At 64.9% G+C, this 26,481-nt stretch carries 23 protein-coding genes; 12 read left to right on the top strand and 11 right to left on the bottom strand.

The window, feature by feature from the left end:
• Window positions 1-16: 16 nt before the first annotated feature.
• Window positions 17-6,319: a kinesin gene (locus FJ417_RS06385; protein ID WP_140782874.1), complete on the bottom strand. Its 6,303-nt coding sequence runs from the start codon at window positions 6,317-6,319 to the stop codon at window positions 17-19.
• Between the two features lie 301 nt (window positions 6,320-6,620).
• Between FJ417_RS06385 and FJ417_RS06380 the strand changes: the two genes are divergently transcribed.
• The 3 genes from FJ417_RS06380 to FJ417_RS06370 all read left to right on the top strand — a co-directional run bounded on the left by FJ417_RS06380 (window position 6,621) and on the right by FJ417_RS06370 (window position 8,644).
• Window positions 6,621-6,989 (top strand): Hpt domain-containing protein, encoded by a 369-nt coding sequence (locus FJ417_RS06380; protein WP_140708649.1) that lies wholly within the window; start codon window positions 6,621-6,623, stop codon window positions 6,987-6,989.
• 213 nt (window positions 6,990-7,202) lie between these two features.
• Entirely contained in the window at window positions 7,203-7,523 is a 321-nt protein-coding gene (locus tag FJ417_RS06375; protein WP_140642970.1) for a 2Fe-2S iron-sulfur cluster-binding protein, read from the top strand.
• An 89-nt stretch (window positions 7,524-7,612) separates the two neighbouring features.
• Window positions 7,613-8,644 carry an NAD(P)/FAD-dependent oxidoreductase gene (locus tag FJ417_RS06370; RefSeq protein WP_140782873.1) on the top strand — a complete coding sequence of 344 codons (1,032 nt, stop codon included), beginning with the start codon at window positions 7,613-7,615 and terminating at the stop codon, window positions 8,642-8,644.
• A gap of 59 nt (window positions 8,645-8,703) precedes the next feature.
• Here FJ417_RS06370 and FJ417_RS06365 read toward each other — a convergent pair whose 3' ends face one another.
• Window positions 8,704-10,188, bottom strand: coding sequence for an MDR family MFS transporter (locus FJ417_RS06365; protein WP_181183160.1), 1,485 nt, complete (start codon window positions 10,186-10,188; stop codon window positions 8,704-8,706).
• 225 nt (window positions 10,189-10,413) lie between these two features.
• Window positions 10,414-11,034, bottom strand: coding sequence for a DUF922 domain-containing protein (locus FJ417_RS06360; RefSeq protein WP_140782872.1), 621 nt, complete (start codon window positions 11,032-11,034; stop codon window positions 10,414-10,416).
• A gap of 84 nt (window positions 11,035-11,118) precedes the next feature.
• Here FJ417_RS06360 and folP point away from each other — a divergent pair, with 84 nt between their 5' ends.
• From folP to folK, 3 genes are read left to right on the top strand one after another with little or no spacing between them, the layout of a single operon-like run.
• Complete coding sequence (gene folP, locus FJ417_RS06355) at window positions 11,119-11,973, top strand: dihydropteroate synthase (RefSeq protein ID WP_140782871.1); 855 nt, start codon at window positions 11,119-11,121, stop codon at window positions 11,971-11,973.
• Between the two features lie 2 nt (window positions 11,974-11,975).
• Window positions 11,976-12,335 (top strand): dihydroneopterin aldolase, encoded by a 360-nt coding sequence (gene folB, locus FJ417_RS06350; RefSeq protein WP_140642958.1) that lies wholly within the window; start codon window positions 11,976-11,978, stop codon window positions 12,333-12,335.
• On the top strand, window positions 12,319-12,831 hold the full coding sequence (gene folK / locus FJ417_RS06345) for a 2-amino-4-hydroxy-6-hydroxymethyldihydropteridine diphosphokinase (protein WP_140782870.1): 513 nt from the start codon (window positions 12,319-12,321) through the stop codon (window positions 12,829-12,831). The genes folB and folK overlap by 17 nt, the downstream gene beginning before the upstream one ends.
• Window positions 12,832-12,841: 10 nt before the next feature.
• Here folK and FJ417_RS06340 read toward each other — a convergent pair whose 3' ends face one another.
• Together FJ417_RS06340 and FJ417_RS06335 are read right to left on the bottom strand one after the other, a co-directional pair.
• Window positions 12,842-13,390, bottom strand: coding sequence for a DUF924 family protein (locus tag FJ417_RS06340; RefSeq protein ID WP_140782869.1), 549 nt, complete (start codon window positions 13,388-13,390; stop codon window positions 12,842-12,844).
• Window positions 13,391-13,400: 10 nt separating this feature from the next.
• A complete protein-coding gene (locus tag FJ417_RS06335) occupies window positions 13,401-15,236 on the bottom strand; it encodes a monovalent cation:proton antiporter-2 (CPA2) family protein (RefSeq protein ID WP_140782868.1) in 1,836 nt (611 codons plus the stop codon).
• A 367-nt stretch (window positions 15,237-15,603) separates the two neighbouring features.
• Between FJ417_RS06335 and FJ417_RS06330 the strand changes: the two genes are divergently transcribed.
• On the top strand, window positions 15,604-15,870 hold the full coding sequence (locus FJ417_RS06330; protein WP_140782867.1) for a hypothetical protein: 267 nt from the start codon (window positions 15,604-15,606) through the stop codon (window positions 15,868-15,870).
• Window positions 15,871-15,946: 76 nt separating this feature from the next.
• Here the strand turns inward: FJ417_RS06330 and FJ417_RS06325 are convergent, their stop codons facing one another.
• From FJ417_RS06325 to FJ417_RS06310, 4 genes are all read right to left on the bottom strand, one after another.
• Window positions 15,947-16,501 carry a hypothetical protein gene (locus FJ417_RS06325; RefSeq protein WP_181175520.1) on the bottom strand — a complete coding sequence of 185 codons (555 nt, stop codon included), beginning with the start codon at window positions 16,499-16,501 and terminating at the stop codon, window positions 15,947-15,949.
• An 86-nt stretch (window positions 16,502-16,587) separates the two neighbouring features.
• On the bottom strand, window positions 16,588-17,682 hold the full coding sequence (locus FJ417_RS06320) for a TIGR01620 family protein (RefSeq protein WP_140782866.1): 1,095 nt from the start codon (window positions 17,680-17,682) through the stop codon (window positions 16,588-16,590).
• Window positions 17,679-19,151 (bottom strand): YcjX family protein, encoded by a 1,473-nt coding sequence (locus FJ417_RS06315; protein ID WP_140782865.1) that lies wholly within the window; start codon window positions 19,149-19,151, stop codon window positions 17,679-17,681. The genes FJ417_RS06320 and FJ417_RS06315 overlap by 4 nt, the downstream gene beginning before the upstream one ends.
• 63 nt (window positions 19,152-19,214) lie before the next feature.
• Complete coding sequence (locus FJ417_RS06310; RefSeq protein WP_140652968.1) at window positions 19,215-19,718, bottom strand: histidine phosphatase family protein; 504 nt, start codon at window positions 19,716-19,718, stop codon at window positions 19,215-19,217.
• Window positions 19,719-19,966: 248 nt separating this feature from the next.
• Between FJ417_RS06310 and dksA the strand changes: the two genes are divergently transcribed.
• On the top strand, window positions 19,967-20,383 hold the full coding sequence (gene dksA / locus FJ417_RS06305) for an RNA polymerase-binding protein DksA (RefSeq protein WP_095765270.1): 417 nt from the start codon (window positions 19,967-19,969) through the stop codon (window positions 20,381-20,383).
• Window positions 20,384-20,503: 120 nt separating this feature from the next.
• On the opposite strand, the gene FJ417_RS06300 is transcribed toward dksA, so the two are convergent.
• Window positions 20,504-21,214: a flagellar biosynthetic protein FliO gene (locus tag FJ417_RS06300; RefSeq protein WP_140782864.1), complete on the bottom strand. Its 711-nt coding sequence runs from the start codon at window positions 21,212-21,214 to the stop codon at window positions 20,504-20,506.
• A gap of 211 nt (window positions 21,215-21,425) precedes the next feature.
• On the opposite strand from FJ417_RS06300, the gene FJ417_RS06295 reads away from it, so the two are divergent.
• Both FJ417_RS06295 and FJ417_RS06290 read left to right on the top strand, forming a co-directional pair.
• Entirely contained in the window at window positions 21,426-24,008 is a 2,583-nt protein-coding gene (locus tag FJ417_RS06295) for an ATP-binding protein (RefSeq protein WP_140782863.1), read from the top strand.
• Between the two features lie 77 nt (window positions 24,009-24,085).
• Window positions 24,086-24,793: a DeoD-type purine-nucleoside phosphorylase gene (locus FJ417_RS06290; RefSeq protein ID WP_140782862.1), complete on the top strand. Its 708-nt coding sequence runs from the start codon at window positions 24,086-24,088 to the stop codon at window positions 24,791-24,793.
• Here the strand turns inward: FJ417_RS06290 and FJ417_RS06285 are convergent.
• Window positions 24,790-25,095, bottom strand: a complete 306-nt coding sequence (locus FJ417_RS06285) for a ribbon-helix-helix domain-containing protein (protein ID WP_140652977.1) — start codon at window positions 25,093-25,095, stop codon at window positions 24,790-24,792. The two genes, FJ417_RS06290 and FJ417_RS06285, sit on opposite strands and share 4 nt — an antisense overlap.
• 340 nt (window positions 25,096-25,435) lie before the next feature.
• Here FJ417_RS06285 and FJ417_RS06280 point away from each other — a divergent pair, with 340 nt between their 5' ends.
• Window positions 25,436-25,831 carry a VOC family protein gene (locus FJ417_RS06280; RefSeq protein WP_140642927.1) on the top strand — a complete coding sequence of 132 codons (396 nt, stop codon included), beginning with the start codon at window positions 25,436-25,438 and terminating at the stop codon, window positions 25,829-25,831.
• Window positions 25,832-25,909: 78 nt separating this feature from the next.
• On the top strand, window positions 25,910-26,458 hold the full coding sequence (locus tag FJ417_RS06275) for a gluconate 2-dehydrogenase subunit 3 family protein (protein ID WP_140708673.1): 549 nt from the start codon (window positions 25,910-25,912) through the stop codon (window positions 26,456-26,458).
• The last annotated feature ends 23 nt before the right edge of the window (window positions 26,459-26,481 follow it).

Genomic DNA, 26,481 nt, shown 5'->3' with positions numbered 1-26,481 from the left:
CAGTCGCCGATCGGCTTCAGTGCAGGCGGCCGCTGGCATGGGCCAGCATGGTGTAGACCTTGCCGGTGTCGGACGTCAGATAGGTCTGCGCCATGATGTTGTCGCGGTCGTTGCGCGAGACATCCTTGAGCAGCTTCTCGAAATCCTCGCAGTAGCGATCGACCGCGGCGCGGAATTCCGCCTCTGCCTGGTACTTGCGACGGATCTCGTCAAAAGTCTGCTGGCCCTTCAGCGTGTAGAGGCGGCGCGTGAAGACGTCGCGCTCGCCGCGCCGGTAGCGGTTCCAGAGCTCGATCGAAGCGTCATGGTCGATGGCGCGGGCGATGTCGACGGAGAGCGAATTGAGCGACTCCATGACATGCAGCGGCGAGCGCTGGGCAGGGGCCGCGCGCGGCGCTTCCGCCGGCGCTGCCGGCCGCAGCTCCTCCTCGCGCGAAGCGTTGGTCAGGAGGTCGCGCACCCAGCCGCCCTGCGGCGGCTTGCTGTTCGGGTCGCGGCGCGGCGCCTCGGCAGGACGTTCGAGGTCGAGCGTGCCGCGCAGCGTGGTCTCGGCGAGCGGCGCCTGAGGGGCGCGAGCCGTGGGCTGCGGCTGAGGCTGAGGGGCCGGCGGACGGCGCAGCGGCGGCTCGGCGGCGCGGGCCGGCGCCTGCGGAGCAGGCCGCAGACCGCGCGGTTCGCCCTGTTCGCTGCTGCCGCTACGGCCGGATTTCGCAACGATATCCGACAGTTCCTTGAGCGCATTGATCTGCTCGGCGACGGCGCGACGGATGGCCGAGGTCGATTCCTTGGCCTCTTCCGGCATCTCGATGACGCCCTTCTTCAGCTCGGCGCGGGTCAGGTCGAGCTCGCTCTTGATCGAGCCCGCGGTGCGGCGCATCTCCTCGGTCGCGTCGGCAAAGCGACGCGTCGCCGAATCGACGACCTCGGCGATGGCGGTGCGGATCTTTTCCGCCGATTCCATCGTGCGGCCCTCCGCGGTCTGCATCGTCTGGCCGACGAGGCTTTCGAAGGAACGCATCACCTTCTCGAGGTCTTCCGACTTCTTGACCAAGCCGACGGCGAGGTCTTCCAGCGAGGACTGACGCTCCAGCGTGTGCTCGAGATTGCTCTGCGCGGAGCTGAGCAGGTTAGAGGCGCTGGAGAGCAGGCGGCTGTGCTCGTCGAACTTGGTCGCGATCGAGGCCACCTCACGCAGTGTCGCCGAGGACAGATCGGTGAGCCGCGTCGTGTTGGAATCGACGAGACGCGCGGAGCTGGCGAAGGTCTGGGCGGCCTTCTCCGTGGTCGTAGCGAAGCTCTGCGTGCTGCCGGAGAGCCGCTCCTCGACCTGGCCGAGGTTGACGGCAGCCTGCTCGATCAGCTGGCCGAGCTGCGCGCTGGAGGTCGTCATGCGGCCGATGAGATCGGCCACGCTGTCGGCAAGCGAGGAACGCGCGCCTTCGACGGCCGACAGGGTCTCGGCCGTGCGGTTGGCCAGCGCGTTGACGAGGTTCGTGTTCTCGCTGCGCAGCTTCTCGGCCGCCCGTTCGGTGACCTCTTCCATGTTGCGCTGCAGTTCGGAGCCGCCCTGGGCGAAGCGCTCGACCAGCGGCTTGGCCGTCTCGTCGAGGATTTTCGCCATCTCGGCCGAACGCGCCGCCAGCATTGTGTTGAGCTCGCGGGTGTTGGCGCCGATCGTGCGCGCGGCCTCGTTGGTGCTCTGGCCGATATGCTGGCCGACCGCCGTGAAGGTCTCGGCGATGACATTGGCGCGCGAGATGAGCTGGGCCTCGGCGCTGGAGACCTGCTCGTTGAGCTTCTGGCCCATGGTCTCGGCGGTGTAGGCGAGGCGGTTTTCCACGCTCGCGACCTGGTCCTCGACACGGGCGGCCGCGGCAGAGGCGCTTGCGGCCAGCCGCTCGTCGGCGCCGGCCAGCGCCTGCTCGATCTCGCGGGCATGCACGGCAAGCTCCTGGCCGGTCTGGCGGGCGCGGTCTGCGACACGCTGCTCGGTGGCGGCGAAGGCGCCGACGATCGTGTCGGCATGCTCGCCGATGGTCGAGCTGCTCGAGGCAATGCGCGACACCAGGCGGTTGTCGGCGTCGTCGAAGATGCGGCCGATCTCGCCGGCACGAGCGGAAAGCGCTTCCGAACCCTCGGCAATGCGCGACATGAGCTGCTGGTCGGCGCTGTCGAAGATGCGGCCGAGATCGGAGGCGCGGGCGGCCAGCGCTTCGGCCGATTCCGTGATGCGCATCGACAGCCGCTCGTCGGCGCCCTCGAAGTTGCGCAGGATGTCGCCGGCGCGGGCGGCCAGCGACTGCGCCGTTTCGACGGCGCGGGCAACCAGCTTCTGGTCGGCCGTGTCGAAGGTGTTGGCGATCTCGCCGGCGCGCGTCGCCAGCTTGTCCGCGGTTTCCTCGGCGCGGGCCATCATCGCGCTCGACGCATCGTCGGCGCGCGCCATCAGCATGTTGGACGTATCCTGGGCGCGCTCATGCAGGCGGCGGTCCGCCGCCTCGAAGGCCTGGGCGATGTCCTCGGCCCTGGAAAGCAGCGCGGCGGACGTCTGCTCGGCGCGTTCGGCGATCTTGCGGTCCGCGTCGCTGAAGGCAGCACCTGCCTGTTCATGCAGGGCACTGGTGACTTCCATGACCTTGTCGCGCAGCGCGCCCGCCACGAACACTGCGGTCTTTTCCAGCACGCCGCGGACATTGTCGACGCCGGTCGACAGCGCGCGCTCCATGGTGCCGGCGCGTTCTTCGATCACACCGGTCTGCCGGCTGAAGGCCTGCTCGATCTTCTCGACGTCGGCGGCAATCGCCGCCGAGATGTCGCTGCTCCTGGCGGCGATCTGGTCGATATGCCCGGAAACCGAACGATCGACGTCCTTGCGCGCGTCGGCGAGCTTGACGAGATCGTCCTCCAGGGCCCTGGCAAGCATGTCGCGGCCCTCGGACAGCTTGCCGACATGGCCCGCGATGACGTCGTCGATCTCCGAGCGGCTCTCGGTCAGCTTCTGGAGATCGGCTTCGAGGGCGCGCCTGAGGATATCGCGGCCTTCGGCGAGCTTCTCGACCTGGCCGGCGACAAGGCCGTCGATGCCGGAACGGCTCTCGGCGAGCTTGGCGAGGTCGGCTTCAAGCGCGCGTGTGAGGATGTCGCGGCCTTCCGAAAGCTTCTCGACCTGGCCAGCGACGAGGCCGTCGATCGAGGCGCGGCTTTCGGCCAGCTTGGCAAGGTCGGCTTCCAGCGCACGCTTGAGGATGTCACGGCCCTCGGCGAGCTTCTCGACCTGGCCGGACACCAGGCCGTCGATGCCGGCGCGGCTCTCGGCGAGCTTGGCAAGATCGTCCTCAAGCGCCTTGGACAACGACGTGCGGTTCTGCGACAGCTGGCCGGCATGGGTCTGCATGAGGCCGCTGGCATTGGCCATATCGGCTTCGAGCGCACGCGAAAGCTCGGCGCGGTGGTCGGTGATCTTCTGCGAATGATCGACGATCGCGCCCTGGATGGTGTTGAGGTCGGCTTCCAGCGCGCGCTTGAGTATATCGCGGCCCTCGGCGAGCTTCTCGACCTGGCCGGCGACCAGCCCATCGATGCTGGAGCGGCTTTCGGCCAGCTTGGCGAGATCGTCCTCCAGCGACTTCGACAGCACCGAACGGTCCTGGATGAGCCTGTTCTGGTGGTCGGCGATGGCGCCGCTTACATTCTGGAGGTCGTCCTGCAGAGCCCTCGATAAGGTCGAGCGATCCTGCGCGAGCCTGTCCTGGTGATCGGCGATGGCGCCGCTGACGGCTTGCAGGTCGGCTTCGAGCGCTTTCGACAGCTGCGAGCGATCTTCCAGCACCTTGTCCGAATGTCCCGCAATGGCACCCTTGATGGTGTTGAGGTCGGCCTCCAGGGCGCGCTTTAGGATATCGCGGCCTTCGGCGAGCTTCTCGACCTGGCCGGCGACAAGACCGTCGATCGAGGCGCGGCTTTCGGCCAGCTTGGCGAGGTCGGCTTCCAGCGTCAGCGAAAGCAGGCCGCGGTCGTCGGCGAGCTTGCCGGCGTGGCTGTCGATGAGGCCGCGGATGCCGCTTAGATCGTTTTCAAGCGCGCGGCTGAGTTCGCCGCGGTCCTCGGCGAGCTTGCTCGAGTGCGTCTCGATCAGGTTCCTGATGCCGATGATGTCGGTTTCGAGCGCTTTGGCGAGCACGGCGCGGCCTTCGGCGATCTTCTCGACCTGACCGGCGACAATGCCGTCGATCGAGGCGCGGCTGTCCTGCAGCTTGCCGAGATCGGCCTCCAGGGCGCGTGCCAGGATGTTGCGGCCCTCGGCCAGCTTCCCGACATGGCCGGCGACCATTTCGTCAATCATTGTACGGGCTTGGACGAGCCTGCCGGAGTCTTCGTTCAAGGCCTGAGACAGGCGATTGCGGCCTTCCTCGAGCTGCTCCAGATGGCCGCCCAGCGACGCATCGATAGCTGCGCGCGACTCGTTGACCTTGCGCAGATCTTCTTCGAGCGCGCGCGAGATCAGGCCGCGGCCTTCCGCCAGCTTCTGCACCTGGTTGGTGACGGCGGAATCGATCGCCGCGCGGCTTTCGGCGAATTTCGCCAGGTCCGCCTGCATGGCGGTGGCCATGCGTTCGCGGCTCTCCGAGAGCGCGCGGCTGTGGTTCTCGACCGCTTCCTCGATGCCGACACGGGCATTGGCCAGCCGCTGGATGTCGGAATCGAAGGAGCGCGACACCACATGCCGGGCCGCTTCCATGCGCCCGGCGAAGTCGGTGGCGCGGGCTTCGAGCATGGAGGAGGTCGACGAGATGATGTCGGCCATATCGGCGCCGATCTGGGTCTTGCCCTGATCGATCATCGCCGACAGCGTGTCCTTGCTCTCCGCGAAGGCGTGGGCGATTTCCTTCGCGCGCTCCACCATCGTCTCGTTGATCTGGCGGGCGCGGGCCTCGAGGGCGGCATTGAGCTTCTGCGTGCCGGTGTCGAGCGCCTCGGCGCGGGTCTGGAATTCGCTGATCAGCGCCTGGCCGCGCTCGGCCAGCGTCCGTTCGATACCGCTGAGGCTCGTCTCGAACTCCGAGCTCAAGGTGCGCGCCGCGCCGCCGAGCAGCGAGACCATGCCATTGGTGCGGTCATCGAGCAGGTCGGTCAGCGAGCGGGTGAGGCCGTCCGTGGTGTCGGTCAACTTGGCGATACGGGTGTCGAGGAGGCTCGCGAAAGCCTCGCCGGAGGTCGAAAGCCGGTCGGTGATGTTGTCCAGGCGCGATTCGACGGAATCGAAGATCGACGTCGAGCTTTCATTGATGCGATCGATCAGCGTGTCGCCGGAATTGTTGATCGTCATCGACAGCTTGGTCGATGCGTTAAGGATGGAGTCGCGGATGATATCGCTGGCCGAGCCGATCTCGTCGCGCAGCGTCTCGTGAGCGCTGGCAATGGAGGCGCGCACGCGCTCGGCATGGGTGACGACCGCCTCGCGTTCGCTGCCGAGACCATCGACCAGCGAACGGATGCGGGCCTCGTTCTCGGAATAGGAGCGCTCGATCTGGCTGACTTCGCCGTGGACAAGCGTTTCGAGCTCGACCGCGCGGGCAAGGGTGCGCTCGATGCCTTCGCCCATGGCCGCCACCTCGCGGCGAACGGCCTGGCCGATCATCATGACACGGTCCTGGGCGAGGTTTTCGGGCTCCGCCAGGCGGAAGGCGACCTCGGTCATGGATTGCGCGGCGATGCGCATTTCCTGCGCGCGCCGGATCATGGCGGCGAACGCCCAAAACAGAATGACCGGAACGATCGCGGCAACCGCCAGGCCAATCAGCTCGGGACGGGCGAAGAACTGGTCGAAGGTGCGGATCTTCCAGATGCCGGGGCCGAACAACAGGTTGGCCAGGCCGCCGGCGCCGGCGATCCAGGCCAGCGAGATAAAGGCGATCACCCAGTAGACGGTGCTCGACGCACGGCGGTTGAGGCTGTGCAGCAGCGTCTTGTAGTCTTTCTGGCGGTCGTCATTGGCGGGCGTGAAGCCGGCGGGAGGCGTAAGGCCGGACGGGTGCCCATTACGCGGCTCGACCGGGCGCAACTCGGCCGGCTTGGCCGCGGGCGCCCTGGGAGACTGGGGGTTGGCAGGCTGGGGATTGTTTGCCGGCTCCGTCCTCTGGCTGCGGCCTTCGCGCGCCAGTTCATCGGCCGCCGCCGAAATCTGCGCTTCGAGATCCTCCATCGACGCCGCCATATCGAGGCCGCCGTCGTCGCCGTTAAGGTCAAGGTCAAGCGCCTTTTCCAGTTCCGCGGCTACGTCATTCTCGAGAGACTTGGTCGTCGTTGGTTTCTTAGCCATGCCTTCGCTACCCTGTACTAGCTGCCGCGGGACTTATGATTTTGGCCTGATTCTGGCCCGATTCTGGCTTGTCTATCCCGAGCAGGAGGCTGAAAAATGGACCTTCGTATCGTAATGACACACAGGGGTAAAGAAAACATGCATTCCGGGCGATACGTAAAACTTTAAATATAAGGTTAACGGAGACGTGATCCGGCTGCCTCCGTGACAACATTTTTCCCCTGCAATCGTTAACCCGTTGGCGACCGGAAGGGCCTATTTTTGTGGGCTCGTCTGCCCGCTTGATGGAGTTGCAGTGCGTATGCGTGGCGAAAGTGGTATTGCGTTTTCCATGCCGGGGGGAGATGCCTCCGGAACGGCCGGAGCCCGACCGGTCGACCTCGGCCATCTGGCGCGCCAGACGATGGGCGACCGTGACCTCGAACGGGAAGTGTTGGCGCTGTTCGTGCACCAATCGCTGTCCGTCCGCGACCAGATCGCGGATGCCGACGCTAGGCAAAGGGTGCTTCTGGCGCATGGCCTGAAAGGCTCGGCGCGCGGCATCGGCGCCTTTGCGGTGGCCGATTGCGCGGCGATCATCGAAAGGCAGCCGGAAGACGTCCGGGCGCTCAAGCGGCTAGGCACGCTGATCGAGGAAGTGCGCGACTTCATCGCCGGCATCAGCCGCTAGAGCCGGACGATTTCAGGTCGAATCGACCTGAAATCTGAATCCGTCCCTAGATCAAAGAGATAGAGCATGATGTCGCCCGAAAACCGCTTCACACTTTTCGGCATCATGCTCTAGCGCTATCTTTCTGAAAAACGTCATTTCGTGGCGCTTTCGCGCCGCAGTTGACTTGTCCGGTAGAGTGATTATCTCGGCTGCGACTCCTCAGGTGACTTAATGACCAAGCTGACTTACATCGCCCATGACGGGACCCGATTTGACGTGGAAGCCGAAAACGGCTCGACGGTCATGGAAAACGCGATCCGCAACGCGGTTCCGGGCATCGAAGCCGAATGCGGCGGCGCCTGTGCCTGCGCGACCTGCCATGTCTATGTCGACGAAGCATGGACGGCAGAGGTCGGCGAGCCGGAGGCGATGGAGGAGGACATGCTGGACTTCGCCTATGAGGTCCAGCCAAACTCGCGCCTCTCCTGCCAGATCAAGGTGCGCGACGCGCTGGACGGGCTGATCGTTCGGGTCCCCGAACGCCAGGGTTAAGCCGATTTTCCAATTTTCTTTCGCGCTGGCTGCTTGGCAGCAGGCGATAGGTCATGCAGTCTCGCGGCATTCCCAAAAGGGCGCAGCGCATGAGCGATACCATCAAGACGGACGTTCTTATTGTCGGGGCAGGGCCGGTCGGCCTGTTTGCGGTGTTCGAGCTCGGCCTGCTCGACATGAAATGCCACCTGATCGACATTCTCGACCGTCCCGGCGGGCAATGCGCGGAGCTCTATCCGGAGAAGCCGATCTACGACATTCCCGGTTGGCCGACGATCTCCGCGCAAGGCCTGGTCGACAAGCTCATGGAGCAGATCCATCCGTTCAAGCCGGACTTCACCTTCAACCGCATGGTGTCGAGCCTGGAAAAGCTCGAGGACGGAACCTTTCGCGTCGCGACCGACGAAGGCGAGATGTTCGAAGCCAAGGTGGTGGTGGTCGCCGCCGGCGGCGGCTCGTTCCAGCCCAAGCGTCCGCCCATTCCAGGCATCGAGGCCTATGAAGGCAGGAGCGTCTTCTATTCCGTCCGGCGCATGGAGGAATTTCGCGGCCATGACCTCGTCATCGTCGGCGGCGGCGATTCGGCGCTCGACTGGACGCTCAACCTGCAGCCGATCGCCAAAAGCGTGACGCTGGTGCATCGCCGTCCGGAATTCCGGGCCGCGCCCGACAGCGTCAACAAGATGTATGCCATGCAGGAGATGAAGCAGCTCGAATTCCTGGTCGGCCAGGTCAGCGGCCTTGCCGGCGCCGACGGCCAGCTTGCGTCGGCGACCGTCAAGGGCGGCCCGGACGGCGACGTCGAGGTGCCGTGCACCCGCATGCTGCCATTCTTCGGCCTCACCATGAAGCTCGGGCCGATCGCCGAATGGGGCCTTAACCTGCACGAGAACCTGATCCCGGTGGACACCGAGAAGTTTCAGACGTCGATCCCGGGTATCTTCGCCGTCGGCGACATCAACTGGTATCCCGGCAAGCTGAAGCTGATCCTGTCAGGCTTCCATGAGGTGGCGCTGATGGCGCAGGCCGCCAAGCGCATCGTCAGCCCGGGCGAGCGGATCGTTTTCCAGTATACGACCTCGTCGACCAGTTTGCAGAAGAAGCTCGGCGTCCACGACTAAGCGCGTATTGATATTCTGGTGACGCCGGCCTGCGAACGGCAGCACTTGAATCTCAACACCTATTCCGCAAGCACGGGCGCGGCGTGCTCGTCGCGGCCGCGCAGTTCCTTTTCCGGCATCAGGAAGAGCACGGCAAGCGCCAGAACGAGCATGATGCCGGCGGCGACGAAAATCATCACGAACGGCAACGCCGATGCCAGCTGGATATGCGTCTGCGAGCCTTCGGCGGAGAGCGGCAGGCCGTAGCCGAGCGCAACGGCGCCAAGCAAGGCGACACCGAGCGCGCCGCCCAGCGTGCGCAGGAAGGTCAGCACGCCTGTCGCGACCCCCAGATGCGCGCGATCGACGGCATTCTGGACCGAGACGGTGGCAACCGGGAATGTCGTTCCGCTGCCCAGGCCGATCAGAGTGGTCAGGATTTCCACCTCGAGCAGCGAGGCGTGTTCCGCAATGGCACTGAGCACGCCAATGCAGACGATGGCCAGGCTGACGCCGATCATGGCGATGCGCTTGTAGTGGACGAAGCGCGGGATGGTGCGGCCGCTGAAGGTCGCGCCGGCGACCGTGCCCAGCAAGAGGCCGAGCATCGCGGTGCCGGATTCGCTGACCGAAAGCCCGACGACCGATTGCAGATAGACCGGCAGGTATACCGACGCGCCGATGTTGGCGGCTTGTAGCAGGAACATCGATATTGTGCCGGCGAGCACGATCGGGTTGCTCAGGACTTCGAGCGAGATCAAAGGCTCGGCCGCCTTGAGCACCCTCAACGCGAAGAAGGCCCAGAATACGACCGAGCAGGCGACCAGCCCAAGGATTTCGCGGGAGAACCAGGGATAAGCGCTGCCGCCCCAATTGAGCGCCAGGAGCAGCAGCGACGTGGCGATAACCAGCAGCACAGCGCCGAGGCCGTCGATGCGGTGGTTCTTGGCCGCGATCGGCAGCTTCCTCAGCGGGTTGTTGATGATGGCCATGGCCAGGAAGCCGATCGGCAGGTTGATCCAGAAGATCAGCGACCAGTGCAAATGTTCGGCAAATACGCCGCCGAGCAGCGGGCCGGCGACGCTGGCGACCGCCCAGGTTCCGGAGATCCAGGCCGCATAGCGCGCTCGCTCGCGCGGCGGCACGAGATCGCCGATGACCGTCTGGGCGAGAGCGAAGAGACCGCCGCCGCCGGCGCCCTGGATAGCGCGGCCGATGACCAGCACCAGCATGTTGGGCGCGAGCGCGCTGACCAGCGACCCGAGCAGGAAGACGAGGATGGCAGCGTAGATGACAGGGCGGCGTCCGTAGACGTCGGAAATCTTGCCGTAGAGCGGCGCCATCGCGGTCGCGGTCAAGAGATAGCCGGTGACGATCCAAGGCAGATACTCGGCATGGCCGAGCGCGCGCGCGATCGTCGGCAGGGCAGGGGCTACGATGGTCTGATCAAGGGCCGCCAGCAACATCGACAACAGCACGCCGCCGATGATGGCATTTTTCTCGCTCTCGCTCATAATCTGCGCGGCTTTCGACGCCATCGCCTGGTTCTCGACGGTCTGGTCCATGCGTCATTCTTTCAAAGGTTGATGCTCAGTGCGCCAAAACGGCTGCGGCCGACCCGTCGTGCCTGGCGTCTGTCATTTCTCTTCACTGTTCGAGGCCCTGGGGGCTGCTTCGAACCCGCTATATGTCGTTCGATATAGGCCGATTTCGACCGCCGCTCGAAAGTTTTTCCAGTCTGGCACCATGCTTGGACGAAATTGGCCCGGGATAGGGGCTTGGCTCTCAAGTCAAGGCGGCGGCAGTTGGCCGGCTTCGACGCGTTCCATGCGGTAGCGCATCAGCCGAAGGATACGGCTTTCGAAATTGACGCTCTCGACGCGGTCGAAGCGCAACTGGTCCTGATCGTGCCTGGCGAGCTCGGCCGCCTGGATCGCGGCGGCCTTCGCCTTCGCCTGTTCGCAAGTCTTCTGCACGGAGGCGGCCTTCAGCGCATCCTCGAGCGCGCGCGCATGATTCTTGGCGATCTCGACATGGCGCTCCTCATGCCGCTTGATGTCGGCCGACAGCGTGTCCCAGAACAGCCTGACGTCGGGATCGGCTTTGCGCGGGCGCCGCCATTCGGGAAGGATGACCTTGACCTTCACGGTGACGGCGGCATCGGTGATGCGGCAAGAGTCCGCGCCCTGCGCGTAGCTGATGCGGGTGGTGAAGGCCATCTGCGTGGCGCCTGGATGCCGCGAGCCGGTGCTCTTCACCTTGGGGCCGTTTCTCGACAGCTGGTTCTGGATATCGTCGAGCGTGCGGCCGCCGACGCTGAAATAGCTGTAAGTCTTGACCAGGTTGGCCGCGCCCACCGGCGTGGCGGTCAAAGCGAGCATCAGGGCGCAGAGAAGGGATCGGTTCATCATATTGCCTCTTCACGCACCTTGCTTTAGGGCCGTCACCAGCGCAACGGAATTGATTTCGCGCGGATCACGCATGGTTGATGGATGATGACGACAAGGCGATGGCAGCTGGCGCATGGGCGCTATCTCGACCTCGGTCCGAAGGCGGTCGTCGTCGGCATCCTGAACGTCACGCCCGACAGTTTTTCGGACGGCGGCCTGTTCATCGCGCCTGAAAAGGCGCTGGAGCAGGCGCGCCGTATGGTGAAGGAGGGCGCGGCCGTCATAGATGTCGGCGGAGAGTCGACGCGGCCGGGTTTCGCCCCGATCACGGCCGAGGAAGAGCAGGCGCGCGTGCTGCCCATCATCTCGGCGCTCGCCGCTTCCGGCGAGGCGCTGATTTCGGTCGACACCTATCGCGAGGAAACCGCGCGGCTTGGCATCGCCGCCGGCTCCCATATCGTCAACGACGTCTGGGGGCTGCAGCGCGAGCCGGGCATCGCGCGTGTCGCTGCCGAGACCGGGGCCGGGCTCGTCATCATGCATACCGGGCGCGAACGGCACAAATTGCCCGACGTGATCGAGGACCAGTTGCTTTTCCTGCGCAGATCGCTGGAGATCGCGCGCGCCGGCAATGTCGTCGACAGCCAGATCGTGCTCGATGCCGGCTTCGGCTTCGCCAAGGAAACGGCGGAGGAAAACCTCGACCTGATGGCGCGATTTTCCGAGCTCCGGGCGCTCGGCTACCCGTTGATGGCCGGAACCTCGCGCAAGCGCTTCATCGGCGCCGCGACCGGGCGCGAGCCCGCCGAACGGGCAGCCGGCACGGCTGCCACCAGCGTCATCCTGCGCTTGAAGGGAGCCGACCTGTTTCGCGTCCACGATGTCGCAATCAACGTGGATGCGCTGGCGGTGACCGATGCTATGCTTCAACGCGAAACCGAGCTTCCTCCCGGACACTGATCATGTACGTCATCCGTATGAAGAACTGCGCCTTCTTCGCCCGCCACGGCGTGCTGGACGAGGAGGAGACGCTTGGCCAGCGTTTCTATGTCGATGCCGAGCTGACGGTCGAGCCCAGCCGTCCGCTGACGGAGGATTCCATCGAGGATACCGTCAATTACGGCGTCGCCTTCGCGGTCATCGAGAAGATCGTGACCGGACACCGCCGCTTCCTGATCGAGGCGCTGGCGCTGGAGGTCGCGAAGGCGCTGACGGCCAGGTTTTCGCAGATCAGGAAGGCCGAGATCACCGTGCGCAAACCAAACGCGCCGGTGCCCGGCGTGCTCGATTATGTCGAGGTGACCGTTGTCTGGCCAGAATAGCGCTGTCTACCTCAGTCTCGGCGGCAACCTCGGCGAGCCGGCGAAGTCCATGGGCGCGGCATTGCGCATACTGGACGGCGACGACGCGACGCGCGTCACCGCCGTCTCCTCGCTTTATCGCACGCCGCCGTGGGGCAAGCTCGACCAGCCGGATTTCCTCAATGCCGCCGCCGCGATCGAGACGGCTCTCTCGCCGCGCGCGCTGCTCGACCTTTGCCTCGACGTCGAGAGGCGGTTGAAGCGCGTGCGCGAGGAGCGCTGGGGCCCCCGCCTGATCGATATCGACATATTGGTTTTCGGCGACCGGGTGATCCATGAGACCGGGCTCGAAGTGCCGCATCCGCGCATGCTGGAGCGCGCCTTCGTGCTGGCGCCGCTGGCGGAGATCGCGCCAAGGCTTTCGGTCGGCGGCAGGAGCGTGTCGGAGCGGCTCGGCGCCGTCGATATTTCCGGTATCGAGCGGCTGCCGTCCGGCCGCGAATGGTGGCTTGGGTAAAACCGGCTGGTTAGCCGGAAAAACCGCCGCCGTCCAAAAATGCCTGCTCCTCGGCGGTCGTCGCGCGGCCAAGCATCCGGTTGCGGTGCGGAAAACGGCCGAAGCGCCGGATGATCTGCAGATGCTCCTCGGCGTATTTGAGGTATTCGGGCGCTTTGGCGGTTGTGAGTTGCATTGACCGTTCCTGGTCGGCCAGCAATTCGGAATGCTCGAAGGGCAAATAGAGGAAGACGCGAACCAGTTCTTCCAGTTCCAGGTCCTGACCGGCGGCGATTGCCTTGTCGGCGAAGTATCTCGCCAGCGGATCGGTCGCGAACATGTGGCCGGTGCCACGGAAGCAGTTGCGCGGGAATTGGTCGAGCAGGATCATCAGCGCTAGCGACCCTTCGGCATGCGCATTCCAATGGTCGCATTCGCGCCGCGCGGCGGCGTAATGCAGCTCCAAAAAGCGATTGCGGAAATTCGTGTCGAAGGCGTCGTTCTTCTCGAACCAGGCGTCCTCGCCGCCATCGCGCCAGAATTTGGTGACCGAAAGCGCCCACGGATCGAATTCTGCCATGCGTTGCCCCTCAGTTCTTGGTCTCTGCCTGGTTCAGCACGACGGCGGTTTCCTGGTTCAACGCTCGGCCGGCGCGGCGCGGCTGGGTGAGCGGCGTCGGGATCGGCGTGCCGATATTGCCCTTGAGGAAACGCTGGCCAGCGCGCACGCCCTCGGCCAGTTGCGTCTCGAAGCGCGCTTCGTCGCGGCGCCGCACATCCTCGATGACCTCGGCGACTTCTTCCGGATCGACGCCCAGCGCCTCCAGCGCGGAACCGCCGAAGACCAGCGCCGATTCGAAGGTTTCGCGCAGCTGATAGTCGACGCCGGCCCGCACGAGTTGCAGCGCCGTGCCTCGATCGAAGGCGCGCGCCAGGATCGTGACCAGAGGGAATTCGGCCTTGATCAGCTGGGCGATGCGCACGGCGGCGTCCGGCTTGTCGACGCAGATCAGCACCGCGCGGGCGCGCCCGACGCCGGCCGCATGCAGGATGTCCAGCCGCGTGCCGTCGCCGTAATAGACCTTGAAACCGAAATCGGCCGCGGCCTGGATCATCTCCACTTCGTTGTCGATGATCGAGACGTCCATCCCGCGCAGCAGAAGCGGCTGGCTGGCGATCTGGCCGAAGCGGCCGAAGCCGATGATCAGCACGCTGCCGGTGAGGCCGTCGGCGATGTCGACGCCGTCGAGGGACTGCTGGTCGCGCGGGGTAAGGTAGCGCAGCGCTACGATCGCCAAAGGCGTCAGCACCATGGAGATGATGACGATGGCGGTCAGCGTGGCGTTGGCCTGGCCGTCGATGATGCCGACCGCGGCGGCGGACGAGTAAAGCACGAAGGCGAACTCGCCGCCCTGCGCCATGAAGACGGCGCGTTCGAGCGCCTCGCGGTGGCTGCTCTTCAGAATGCGCGCGACGGCGTAGATGCCGACCGCCTTCATGACCATGTAGGCGACGACATAGACGGCGACGAGCCGCCAGTTCTGGGCGACGACGCCGAGGTCGAGCGACATGCCGACGGCGAGGAAGAACAGGCCGAGCAGGATGCCGCGGAACGGCTCGATATCGGCTTCGAGCTGGTGGCGGAAGGTCGATTCCGACAGAAGCACGCCGGCAAGGAAGGCGCCCATCGCCATCGACAGGCCGGAGAGCTGCATGGCCAGGGCCGATCCCAGCACCACCAGAAGCGCGGCGGCGGTCATGACTTCGCGGGCGCGGGCGTCGGCCAGGATGCGGAAGAGCGGATTGAGCAGGTAACGGCCGGCCACGACCAGTCCAACGATCGCGGCGATGCCGATGCCGACTTCGGTCAGTCGCTCCGAAAGGCTGGTTTCGGCGCCGCCGGGCGCGAGGAACGCGACCAGCGCCAGCAGCGGCACGATCATCAGGTCTTCGAGCAGCAGGATCGAGACGATGCGCTGGCCTTTCGGCGTGGCGATCTCACCGCGCTCCTCGAGCAGCTGCATGACGATCGCCGTCGAGGTCAGCACGAAGCCGGCGCCGGCGACGAAGGACTGCGCGATGGGAAAGCCTCCGGCCAATCCGACCAGGGTCAGAAGCACGGCGCAGACGCCGACCTGGAGCGCGCCCAGTCCAAAGATCTCGCGGCGCAGGCCCCAAAGGCGCGACGGCTGCATCTCCAGGCCGATGATGAACAGGAACATGACGACGCCGAGCTCGGCGACATGGAGGATCGCTTCCGATTCGGAAAAGATTCGCAGGCCGAAGGGGCCGATGACCACGCCGGCGGCGAGGTAGCCGAGGATCGAGCCCAACCCCATGCGCTTGAAGATCGGCACGGCGACGACGCCCGCGGCAAGCAGCGCCACCACCTGCACCAGATCGCTGCTCGACGCTTCAGCTGCCATGCCTGTCATCCCGTTCTCTAAGGCGCGTCCCTCCGAAACGGATTCAGGCGACGCGCTTTAGGTTTTTGATTTGATGCATGTCGTTGTCCCAGAACCGCTGCACACTTCTGGGCGACATGCATCACAAGCACTCCTTGCATGCCCCGGGAGCGAGAGGCAAGGGCGCGGAAACTGGCTGGAAGAGCAGGGGCGCGCCGTAGGATACGAAGCAGCAGGTTCCGCGGCGAACGCCTGTTGCAACCGCGTTACACAAGTTGACACGGCCCGGTCGTTGCGTAACGCCACAATCAGAGGTTATGGCACGTTCGGCTTCGGCCATCGGAGGCAGCGGCGATGGGCGGCTGCCTTTTTTGAGGAGATGATTGATATGAAGAAGTTTTTGCTCATTGCCGTCGGGGTTGCGGCGTTGGCCGGTTCGGCTTGCTCCAAGGGGCCGGAATGCACGCAGGAAATAGCTGCCAAGAAGGCGCAGGACATGGCCGCCGCGCTCCAGGAGGCCATCACCAAGGATCCGAGCAAGGCTGCCGATCTGACCGCCAAGGTGCAGGCCGTAACGACCAAATATCAGGGCGCGACGACGCTCGACGAAGCCTGCAAGGCCTATGACGAGCTGACCGCCACCATCAAGGGTTGAGCTCAACCATCGACAATGCGAAGGCGGTGGTCACACGCGGCCGCCGCCCTTTTCTTGCAGATGTTGGCGCGCCGGATCAGTTCTTGGCGATGGCGCCGACTTCGACCGGATCGATGCGCTTCAGGCTCATGCCGATCACCGGCACCAACTGATTGTTGACGCGCACGGCCACCGTCACGGTCATCGAATTGCCGTCGGGGACACGCGCCTGCATGACGCCGTTCAACTGCTTGCGGTTGATGGTGAAGACGACTTTCTGGGCGTCGACGACATTGCCGCCGACAATGTCCATGCCGCTTTCGGTCGAGCCGCCCATGAAGGTGCCCCTGTAACCATCGCGCCCCTTGCGTTCGACGCTGGCCGACATCTTTTGCGTGAACACGCCGACCCTGCAGCCGCCGTCAAGCGTCATGCCGAGCTTGCTGGCGGGCGTCGAGCCATTGAAATCGCAGGTGAATTTGGTGCCTTTGTACTTGCCGGCGATGATCTCGCCAGGGCCGACCCATCTGCCTTCGACGGAGCGGAAAAACTGCTTGTCCGGCTCTGCGCCAAAGGCCTTTTCCACGAGGCCGAGCGGCGCGGCAATCGCAATGGTGGCAGGCAGGACGCAGGACAGGATTACGCTTCTCATCGACGACACCCGGCACGAAAGAGTCTATTCTTGGGACCGGATTGACCATGCAGAAGATTGGTTAATGCTTCGTCACCCGCAGCGGGTCACGCGTTTACCTTATCGGTCGTCTGGCTGTTCTTTCGCGCCGCGAACGAGGTCAGCGCCGAGAGGAAATCGCCGAGGCCGGGGCGCTTGACGGCGATGAACGGCAAGGGGCGGGCGGTTTCCATCGCGGCGATGCCGATGCGCGCCGTCATCATGCCGTTGACCACGCCTTCGCCGAGCTTTGCCGAGAGTTTTGCGGCCAGGCCATGGCCGACGATCTGCTGCACGAAACTGTCGCCCACCGCGATCGAGCCGGTCACCGCCAGATGCGCGAGCACGCCGCGCGCCAGCCGGAAGAAGCCGAGCGTGCCTGGGCGGCCGCCGTAGAGTTCGGAGAGCCGCCGGATCAGGCGGCCGGCCTCGAACACGACATAGGCGATGTCGACCAGAGCGCGCGGGCTGACGGCCGTGATCAGGGATACGCGCTTCGCGGCCTCGAGGATCATGATTTTCGCGCGGGCATCGAGAGGCGACAGGATCTCGGTCTCGGCAAGCCGCACCAGATTGGCGCCGTCGATGATCTCGCCGCGCAATTCGGCAAGAGAACGGCGCCCAGCGGCGGTCTCGGGTTTTGCCGCGACGAAGGCCGAGAGTTCGTCGACCAAGGCACGGGCCGCCTTGGGATCGTCGCGCGCCACGGCATCCAGGGCCCGCTTCTGCATCTTTTCGACTTCGGCCAGGCGGGCGATGGCGAGGAATTCGCGGACCAGGATGACGAGCAGCGAGAGCAGCGCAATCGCCGCCATGCCGGCCGCCAGCCAGCCAAGCCATTCGGCGCGCGCGAACAGGTCGCGGATCAGCTGGTCGGCCCAAAGACCGACCGCCAGCGAGACGAGCACGCTCAGAGCACCGAGGAACAGCCGGGCAAGCAGCGAGCGCTTTCTCGGCGCCGTCGCCGGTGGCGGAACCGCAGCCTCGATGTCCGGTTCGTCGAAGACATCGACCTCCGAGGGGATCACGACCGCCACATCAGCCCGCGCGGCACGTGGCCTGCGCGCCGGCTGCTCCTCGGCGACGCGGTTTCGCTGTGGTTGCGGCGGCGCCTCGGTCTCGGGCTCGATGCGGAAGGCCGCCGGTTTGCGGGGCGCGGTCATGCCAGATGATCTCCGATCAGGAACTGCAGCGCGCGGTCGAGCCGGATATGCGGCAAGGACAGCGTGACGCCTTCGGCGGTGCGTTCGAGTTTCGGCGGGCGGAAACGCACGAAGCGGATCGCCGGTTCGGTGCTGTCGGGCGGCGATCCGGAATTGTCGAACACCGCATCGATCTTTTCCGGCAAATCGCCCGGGAATATGGCGGTTTCGGTCTTTCCGTCGAATGTCTCGCCATTGATCTTCTCGCCCTTCAGCGGGGCGCCGATGATGACGGGCAGCGTCTCGCGGCCCTGCTTCACCGTGCCTTCGCGGGTCGAGCGAACCGCGGCCATGGCGACGACGTCGACGGCGGCGCCGCTGAAATTCGCGCGCGCCACGGCGCGGTCGGTCAGCCGGCGCACGATCGCCTGCAGCCGGTCATGGCTTTCGTGGTGCAGATGGTCCGCCTTGGTCGCGGCGACCAGGATGCGGTCGATACGGCGCGAGAAGAAGTCGGTGAGGAAATTGCCCCGCCCGGGCCGGAAGCAGGACAGGATCTCGGTGACGGCGCGCTCCAGATCGGCCATGGCGGCCGGTCCGGCGTTGAGCGCCTGCATGGCGTCGATCAGCACGATCTGCCGGTCGAGGCGGGCGATGTGCTCGCGAAAGAACGGTTTGACGACATGCGTCTTATAGGCCTCGTAGCGGCGTTCCATCATGGCCTGCAGCGATCCGGAGCGCGGCCGGCCTTGCGACAGCGTCATCAGCGGCGCGAAGGTCAGCGCCGGCGAGCCTTCGAGATCGCCCGGCATCAGGAAACGGCCGGGCGGCAGCGTCGACAGCGCGCGTTCGTCGAGCTTGCAGGCCTTGAGATAGGCGGCGAAGCTTTCGGCCAATCGCCGCGCCGTCATCTCGTCGGCGTCGGCATCGGGATCGATGGCGGAGGCCAGTTCGCGCCAGGCCTGCGACAGGTCCGAGCGGACGGGCAGGGCGGCCAGTTCGACCGCCTCACGCGAAAAGTCGGCAAAGGATTTGCCAAGCAGCGGCAGGTCGAGCAGCCATTCGCCGGGATAGTCGACGATATCGATGGATAGCTTTCCGGTTGAAAACAACCGGTTCCAGCCCGAAGCCGACTCATATTCGATGGTGAGCCGCAGTTCTGAGATGGCGCGCGTGGAGTCCGGCCAGGCGCGGTCGTTCACCAAAGCCGCGACATGATCCTCATACTGGAAGCGCGGAACGGCATCGTCCGGCTGCTCCTCGAGGAAGGCACGGGCGATGCGGCCGGATTTCTGCGCTTCGAAGAGCGGCAGGCGTCCGCCATGGATGAGATTGTGGACGAGGGCCGAAATGAACACCGTCTTGCCGGAGCGGGAAAGGCCGGTGACGCCAAGACGCAATGACGGAGAGAAGAGCCCGGCGGCGCGGCCCGACAACGTGTCGAGCGCAATCCTCGCCTCGTCGGTGAAATTGGTCAGCGATGATGCCAAATCGGGCCTCTGGTTGCGCGTCAGCGCCCGATATAGGCCCTGGACCGCGCGTTTGAAATGGCCTCAGAGGTCGGCGGGCGTGAGAAAGGCTTCGAGATAGCCGTTGCCCTGCGCCGCTTCGGCAAGGTTGCCGGGAAAGCGCACCACGGCAAGGCCGGAGGTCGGAAAACCGTGATTCATCATGCCGCGCGCCGCCTGCTCGCCATCTCCGGACACCGCCATGGCCAGATCTTCGGTCATGGGGTTGTGACCGATCACCAGCAGCGAGTTGGCGCCGCCATTCTTGCGGATGATGTCGAGGTAGCCGGCCGCGTCCTCGCTGTAGAGCGTGTCGAAGAACAGGACCCGGCCGGTGTCGGTGCGCCCCGCCAGGCCTTCCAGCGTTTGCCTCGCCCGCTTGGCGTTGGAGCAAAGGGTGACGTCCGGCACGTAGGTGCGGGCCCGCATGGCCTCTCCGATCGCTTCGGCATCGGCCATGCCCGATTCGTCGAGCGGGCGGTCGAAATCGCGCACGCCGGGCAGCGCCCAGCCGGCTTTGGCATGCCGCAACAGATAAAGTCTGCTCAACCGGACCCCCGTGACGCCGCCTTCTTGGCAAAGCGCGATTAGTCACCAGAACCAAGTCATGCACAATGGCCGGCGCCAGCAACTGCAACGAATCATGTGCGAATTCGTTTTGTGCCGTTGAAACAAAGTCATCGCGCGGGCCGCCGATGCGTGACTAACAATTGCGTGAAACTGTCGCCGATAGCGCTTGTGCAGGCTCTTGTCCCCGAATATATAGGCGCCAAATTTGGGGTTGTTGGGTGAGTCGAATGAACGATATCGTTACCGCCAATTACGTACCCTCCGAAGACGAGCCGTTCATGAACGAACGGCAAAAATCGTACTTCCGTCAAAAGCTTATCACCTGGAAGAACGACATTCTCCGCGAAGCGCGCGAAACCCTCGAAATCCTGCAGCAGGAAAACGCCAACCACCCCGACCTAGCCGATCGCGCCTCCTCCGAAACCGACCGCGCCATCGAATTGCGCGCCCGCGATCGCCAACGCAAGCTCATCTCGAAAATCGACTCCGCGCTCCAGCGCATCGACGAAGGCACCTACGGCTATTGCGAGGAGACCGGGGAGCCGATCGCGCTGAAGCGGCTCGACGCGCGTCCGATCGCGACACTGTCGATCGAGGCGCAGGAGCGCCACGAGCGTCGCGAGAAGGTCTATCGCGACGACTGACGCGATCTAGCTGGGCAAGAACATCGAAAATGGCCGGGATTTCCGGCCATTTTGTTTTTCAGCGCCCCATTTGTCTTTGCCGACAGGGGCGTGAAGAGGCTCGCTTGCGCCGGTGGCCGGTCAGCGCTTGTGGCTGCCCAACTCGCCAAGGAGCTTGGTCATCTCGTCATCGAGCGAAGGCTTGGCCGCGGGCTTGGCGATTGCCGGCTGGGAATGCTGGTCGTCGAGAGAGGTTTCGAGTTCGTGCATCAGCGTGTCGTCGATGGAGTCGTTTGAGGGCGGTGGCGCATATCTGGTGCTGCCGTTCGTCGTCCCGTAGCTCGGCAGCGGCATGACCTTGGCCGTCGGCTGGCTCGGCGCCGCCGGCTTGATGGGCGCGGGCGCCGGCGCGCGCGGATGTGTGGCGGCTGCTGGCTGGGCGGCAGGCGGCGCCGGCGGCCTGGCGGGGGCGGGCGCCGGTTGCGGCGCGCGCGGGCGTTGCGCAGCTCCTGTCTGCTGCTGACCGCCGTCGCCCGTCAATGCCGGGCGGCGCGGCGCCGCCAGCCTGATGTCGCGCTCGACCACGACATCGGTCGGCCCACCGATCAGGATCAGGTGCTCGATGTCGTCGCGGCGCACCAGGACAAGCCGGCGATGGCTGTCGACAGCGGTGGCATCCATCACGGCAAGCCGCGTCTTGCGGTTCCTGCCGCCGGCAACGAAGGTGCCGAAGGTCAGGTTGCGGACCACCTTGATGGCGAGCAGGACGACAACCAGCAGGATGAGGGCCGCTACCGTCCACAGGATTGCAGCGACGTAACCCGGGCCCGCTACATTATCCAGCCACTGCATCAGTGCACCCCAATCGCCATCTTTGAAGTGAGGGGACACTAGACCGTTGGGACCAGCGACCGCAAGTTCACATCACCTATCGTGAACAGTTTGAAACATGAATCGTTGATTTTATCGGACATTTGCCCCCGGGGCCTTTTCCGTTACAGGAGAATGTGATTCAACCGGCCGTCCGCGCCCGTCGGACACCGGAATCACGAGCAGGGGGAACATGGCCAAGGAAGCGCGCGGCGATTTCTATCCGGTACCGATCGTCGACCAGAACACGCGTCCGGGCGCCGTCACCAGGCTCATCGTCTTCATCGTCGTCTTGACCGGCGCCGCGATCGTCTTCGGACTGTTCCGCGAGCGTCTCGGCGATCCTTTCCTGCTCGGCATGCTCGGCGTGCTCGCCATGATCGGCGTCGGCTTCCTGTTCGCGACCGCGATCGGCTTCGTGCAGATCGCGCCGCGCTCGACTGGCGACGAATTGTCGAAAGCCTTCGTCGATTCGATGTCGCAGGGCCTTGTGGTCACCGACACCAAGGGCCGCGTCGTCTACGCCAACCGCGCCTATGCCGATATGACGGGTGCCGCCTCGGCCGCCGATCTCAAGACCGTCGAAGGGCTGCTTTCGGATGTTCCCGAGGCCTCGATGACGATCTACCGGCTGGCGTCGGGACTGCGCGACGGCCAGGCCGGCGACGGCGAGTTCCGGCTGGCGCAGTCGATCAAGCCGGGTGCCGAGCCCGGCGCGCGCTGGTACCGCGCCCGCGCCCGCGCCTTCAGCATGCCCGGGCAAAGGCTGCCGATGCTGGCCTGGCAGCTCGCCGACATCTCGCAGGAACGGGCGGAGCAGGAGCGTTTCTTCCTCGACCTGCAGAAAGCCATCGACCATCTCGACCATGCGCCGGCCGGGTTCTTCTCGGCCGACCAGGAGGGCCGCGTCACCTATATCAACGCCACGCTCGCCGAGTGGCTGGGCATCGACCTTGCCTCCTTCACGCCGGGCGCCATCACGCTGCCGGAAATCATCGCCGGCGACGGCATGGCGCTGGTCCGCTCGGTCAAAGCCGACCCCGGTACCACCCGCAACGCCGTCATCGACCTCGACCTCACCACCATGAGCGGCCAGGCGCTGCCGGTGCGCTTCATGCACCGCGTTTCGGCGAGCCGCGAAGGCGTGAACGGCCCGACCCGCACGATCGTGCTCAACCGCACCCAGGGCGAGGATGCTTCCGCGGAACTCAGAGCCTCCGAGGTTCGCTTCACCCGCTTCTTCAACTCGACGCCGATGGCCATTGCTGGCGTCGATGCGAACGGACGCATCCTGCGCACCAACGCGCCCTTCCTGCAGCTGTTTTCGTCCGTGGTCGACCGCGACGCGGTCGACCGGCGGGTGCGGTTCGAGACCATCGTTCACGAGCGCGACCGGCCGGCTTTCGCCACAGCCTTCGAGAAGGCCCGGCAGCGGCAGGCCAATATCGAGCCGATCGACTCCGTGCTGCCCGGCAACGAGGAGCGCCACATCCGCTTCTACGTCAACGCCGTCGCCGACAGCGCGGGCAGCGAAGGCGCCGAGGAATCGGCGATCGTCTACGCGGTCGAGACCACCGAGCAGAAGGCGCTCGAGGGGCAGATGGCGCAGAGCCAGAAGATGCAGGCGGTCGGTCAGCTCGCCGGCGGCATCGCGCACGACTTCAACAACGTGCTGACCGCCATCATCATGGCGTCCGATCTTCTCTTGACCAACCACCGGCCGTCGGACCCGTCCTTCCCCGACATCATGAACATCAAGCAGAACGCCAACCGGGCGGCCTCGCTCGTGCGGCAATTGCTGGCCTTCTCGCGCAAGCAGACGCTGCGGCCGGAAGTGCTCAACCTGACCGATGTTCTGGCCGATCTCAGGATGCTGCTCGCCCGGCTGGTCGGCAACGACATCAAGCTGAAGATCGACCACGGCCGCGACCTGTGGCCGGTCAAGGTCGATATCGGCCAGTTCGAGCAGGTGGTGGTCAATCTCGCCGTCAATGCGCGCGACGCCATGCCGAGCGGCGGCGATCTCACCGTGCGCACCCGCAACGTCACCGCCGACGAGTGCAAGTCCTTCGCCTATCGCGAACTGGCGCCGGCCGACTATGTGCTCGTCGACGTCGAGGACACCGGCAGCGGCATCGCGCCCGACGTGCTGAAGAAGATCTTCGAGCCGTTCTTCACGACCAAGGAAGTGGGCAAGGGCACCGGCCTCGGCCTGTCGATGGTCTACGGCATCATCAAGCAGACCGGCGGCTTCATCTTCTGCGATTCCGAGGTCGGCAAGGGCACGGTGTTCCGTATCTTCCTGCCGCGCCACATCGCCGAGGTGAAGAAGCAGGCAGAGCCCGGCGAGGCGCCGGCCGCGGCGGCGGCCCCGACCAAGCCGGCCGATACGGCCAAGGATCTTTCCGGCTCGGCCACCGTGCTTCTGGTCGAGGACGAGGACGCCGTGCGCATGGGCGGCGTCAGGGCGCTGATCTCGCGCGGCTACACCGTGCATGAGGCGTCTTCCGGTGTCGAGGCGCTGGAAGTGTTCGAGGCGCTCGGCGGCAAGGTCGACATCGTCGTCTCCGACGTGGTGATGCCGGAGATGGACGGGCCGACATTGCTCGGCGAACTGCGCAAACGCCAACCGGACATCAAGTTCGTGTTCGTTTCGGGCTATGCCGAGGACGCGTTTGCGAAGAACCTGCCGGCCGACGCGCATTTCGGCTTCCTGCCGAAACCGTTCTCGCTCAAGCAACTGGCGACGATCGTCAAGGACGTGCTGGAGTCCTAAAGAAGCTAGCGCTTGCACATTGCGGCAGCCCTGCCCATGATGGTCGTCGGATGGGTCTATCATGGGGATGGTAGCGCGTGACGCCGCATATCGAGGCGGGCCGGGGGGACTATGCCGAAACGGTGCTGTTGCCGGGCGATCCCGAGCGCGCCCAATGGATGGCGGAAACTTTTCTGGACGCGCCGCGCTGCGTGAACCGTCGAAGAGGCGCGCTGGGCTTCACCGGCCGGTTCCGCGGCAAGCCGGTCAGCATCCAGGCAACCGGCATCGGGGTGTCGTCTTTCCTGATCTATGCCTTCGAGCTGCTGGATTGTTACGGTGCCAAGACACTGATACGCACCGGCACCTGCGGCGGTTTGTCGGAAGATGTGCCCCTGCGCGGCGTCGTCATCTCCAGCGAGGTGCGGGCCGAGGGAGCAATCAGTGGGCAAGTCTTCGGGCTTTATCAGCCGGCCGGGCCGGATCGGGCGCTGCATGCGCTGGCGCTTCGACGCGCGGCCGATCTCGGCATCGCCTGCAGCGCGGGACTGACCGTTTGCAGCGACGTGTTCCACCATCCCGATGGCCGCGCCCGGTTCGACGAGCCGATCGCGCTGGGGGCGTTGGCCGTCGATATGGAAACCAGTGCGCTCTATCGGATTGCGGCGCAGTTCGGCGCGCGAGCGCTGTCACTACTCACCGTTGTCGATCATATCGCCACCGGCGAGTTGACCGATTATTCGGAGCGCCAGGCTCTCTTCACCGACATGACCCGGCTGGCGCTCGAAGTCGCGGCCGAAAGCTAGGCGGCTTCCTGCTTCAACGCAGCCTGCTCCTCGGCGTTGGGGCGATGGCCCCGCAGATAGAGCGCGCAGGTGGTGCGCAGCATGGAAGCGAAGTTCGGAATCTGGCCGTTGATCTCGATCGCCTCGTCATAGAGCTTCGAGATGAATTTCGGCGTCGTCAGTCCCTGGCTGTCGGCGATCTCGTCAAGAAGACCCCAGAATGTCGCCTCGAGCTGGATGCTGGTCGAATGGCCGTCGATGCGGATCGACCTGTTGATCTGCCGGTAGCCTTCCGGATCCTGTCCGGCAAAGACTCTGCACATCGGTACCTCCCGTTCTTGTTTGTCTTGGGCGCCGATTGAGTTGCTGGCGCCTTTTTGAACACTGCCTGCGTTTGTCATTTTCGATCCGATGGCCGGCAACGGCAATCGGACTTTCGTCCTTGAAGCGCGCCGCTTGAAACCGTTTCGGCGAGCCCCGCTTCAAGCGTTTGTTTGCTGCATGCCGGTCCCCAAAACCGCGGCAGCCTTTGAACAGCATGCAGCTAAAACTGGAGCGACACTAGCCGTTTTCCAGTTCCGTGCGTGGTAATCGGCTGCCACCACCTTTTTTCGCCGGCGCGCATAATCGTTTGCGTAAGCACCAGAAGCTGCGGAGACCGATTTGGCGAAGGCGATCCATTCCATGATCCGGGTTCTCGACGAGGCGCGGTCCGTCGATTTCTACAACAAGGCCTTCGGCCTCGAGATCGCGCAGCGGCTCGATTTCGAGACCTTCACGCTCATCTATCTCAGCAATGGCAGTTCGCTGTTCGAGGTGGAGCTGACGGTGAACAAGGGGCGCACCGAACCCTATGCGCTCGGCGACGGCTACGGCCATCTCGCTGTCTCGGTCGCCGATCTCGACAGCGAGCACGACCGGATCGGCGCGCTCGGTCTCAATCCGAAGAAGATCGTCGAGTTCAACCGCGACGGAGCGTTGATCGCCCGCTTCTTCTTCATCGAGGATCCCGACGGTTATAAGATCGAGGTCCTGCAGCGGGGAGGGCGCTTCCAATAGGGGATATTCGCCGCGGAGGGGCGCGGCGCCAGCAACGGCACTCCCTCAGGGGTGCGAACAGCAAGCAGGGAGGAAATCATGGTTACAGTCTACGAGAAGAAGCCGGGCTACGAGAAGAAAGCCGGGCTTTCGCGGCGCGAGCTTTTGAAGCGCGGCGGCGCTGGTGCGCTGCTCATCATCTCCGGCAGCGCCGTCATCAGCCCCGAACACGCCTGGGGTCTCGAAACCTCGGCGCTGAAGCCCGAGACGATGGCGACGCTGATCCAGGTGGCGCGCGACATCTATCCGCACGACCAGGTGCCGGACAAATACTACGCCATTGCCGTCAAGGGCCACGACGAGACTGCTGCCAAGGACCCGGCCCACAAGGAACTGATCGAGAAGGGCATCGCCGAGCTCGACAAGAAGGCCGGCAAGGGCGGCTATCGCGGGCTTGGCTGGGAAGAGGAGCGGGTTGCGCTGCTGACCGGCATCGAGAAGACGCCCTTCTTCCAGGCGGTGCGCGGCGGCCTTGTCGTCAGCCTCTACAACCAGAAGGAGGTGTGGCCGATCTTCGGTTACGAGGGCGAGTCCTACTCCAAGGGCGGCTACATCGCGCGCGGCTTCAACGACATCGAGTGGCTCTGAGCCGCTCTGTCCCGAACCGCATT

Source organism: Mesorhizobium sp. B3-1-7 (assembly GCF_006439385.1).
Classification (GTDB): Bacteria; Pseudomonadota; Alphaproteobacteria; order Rhizobiales; family Rhizobiaceae; genus Mesorhizobium.
This window is presented reverse-complemented; position numbering and strand designations above follow the sequence as displayed.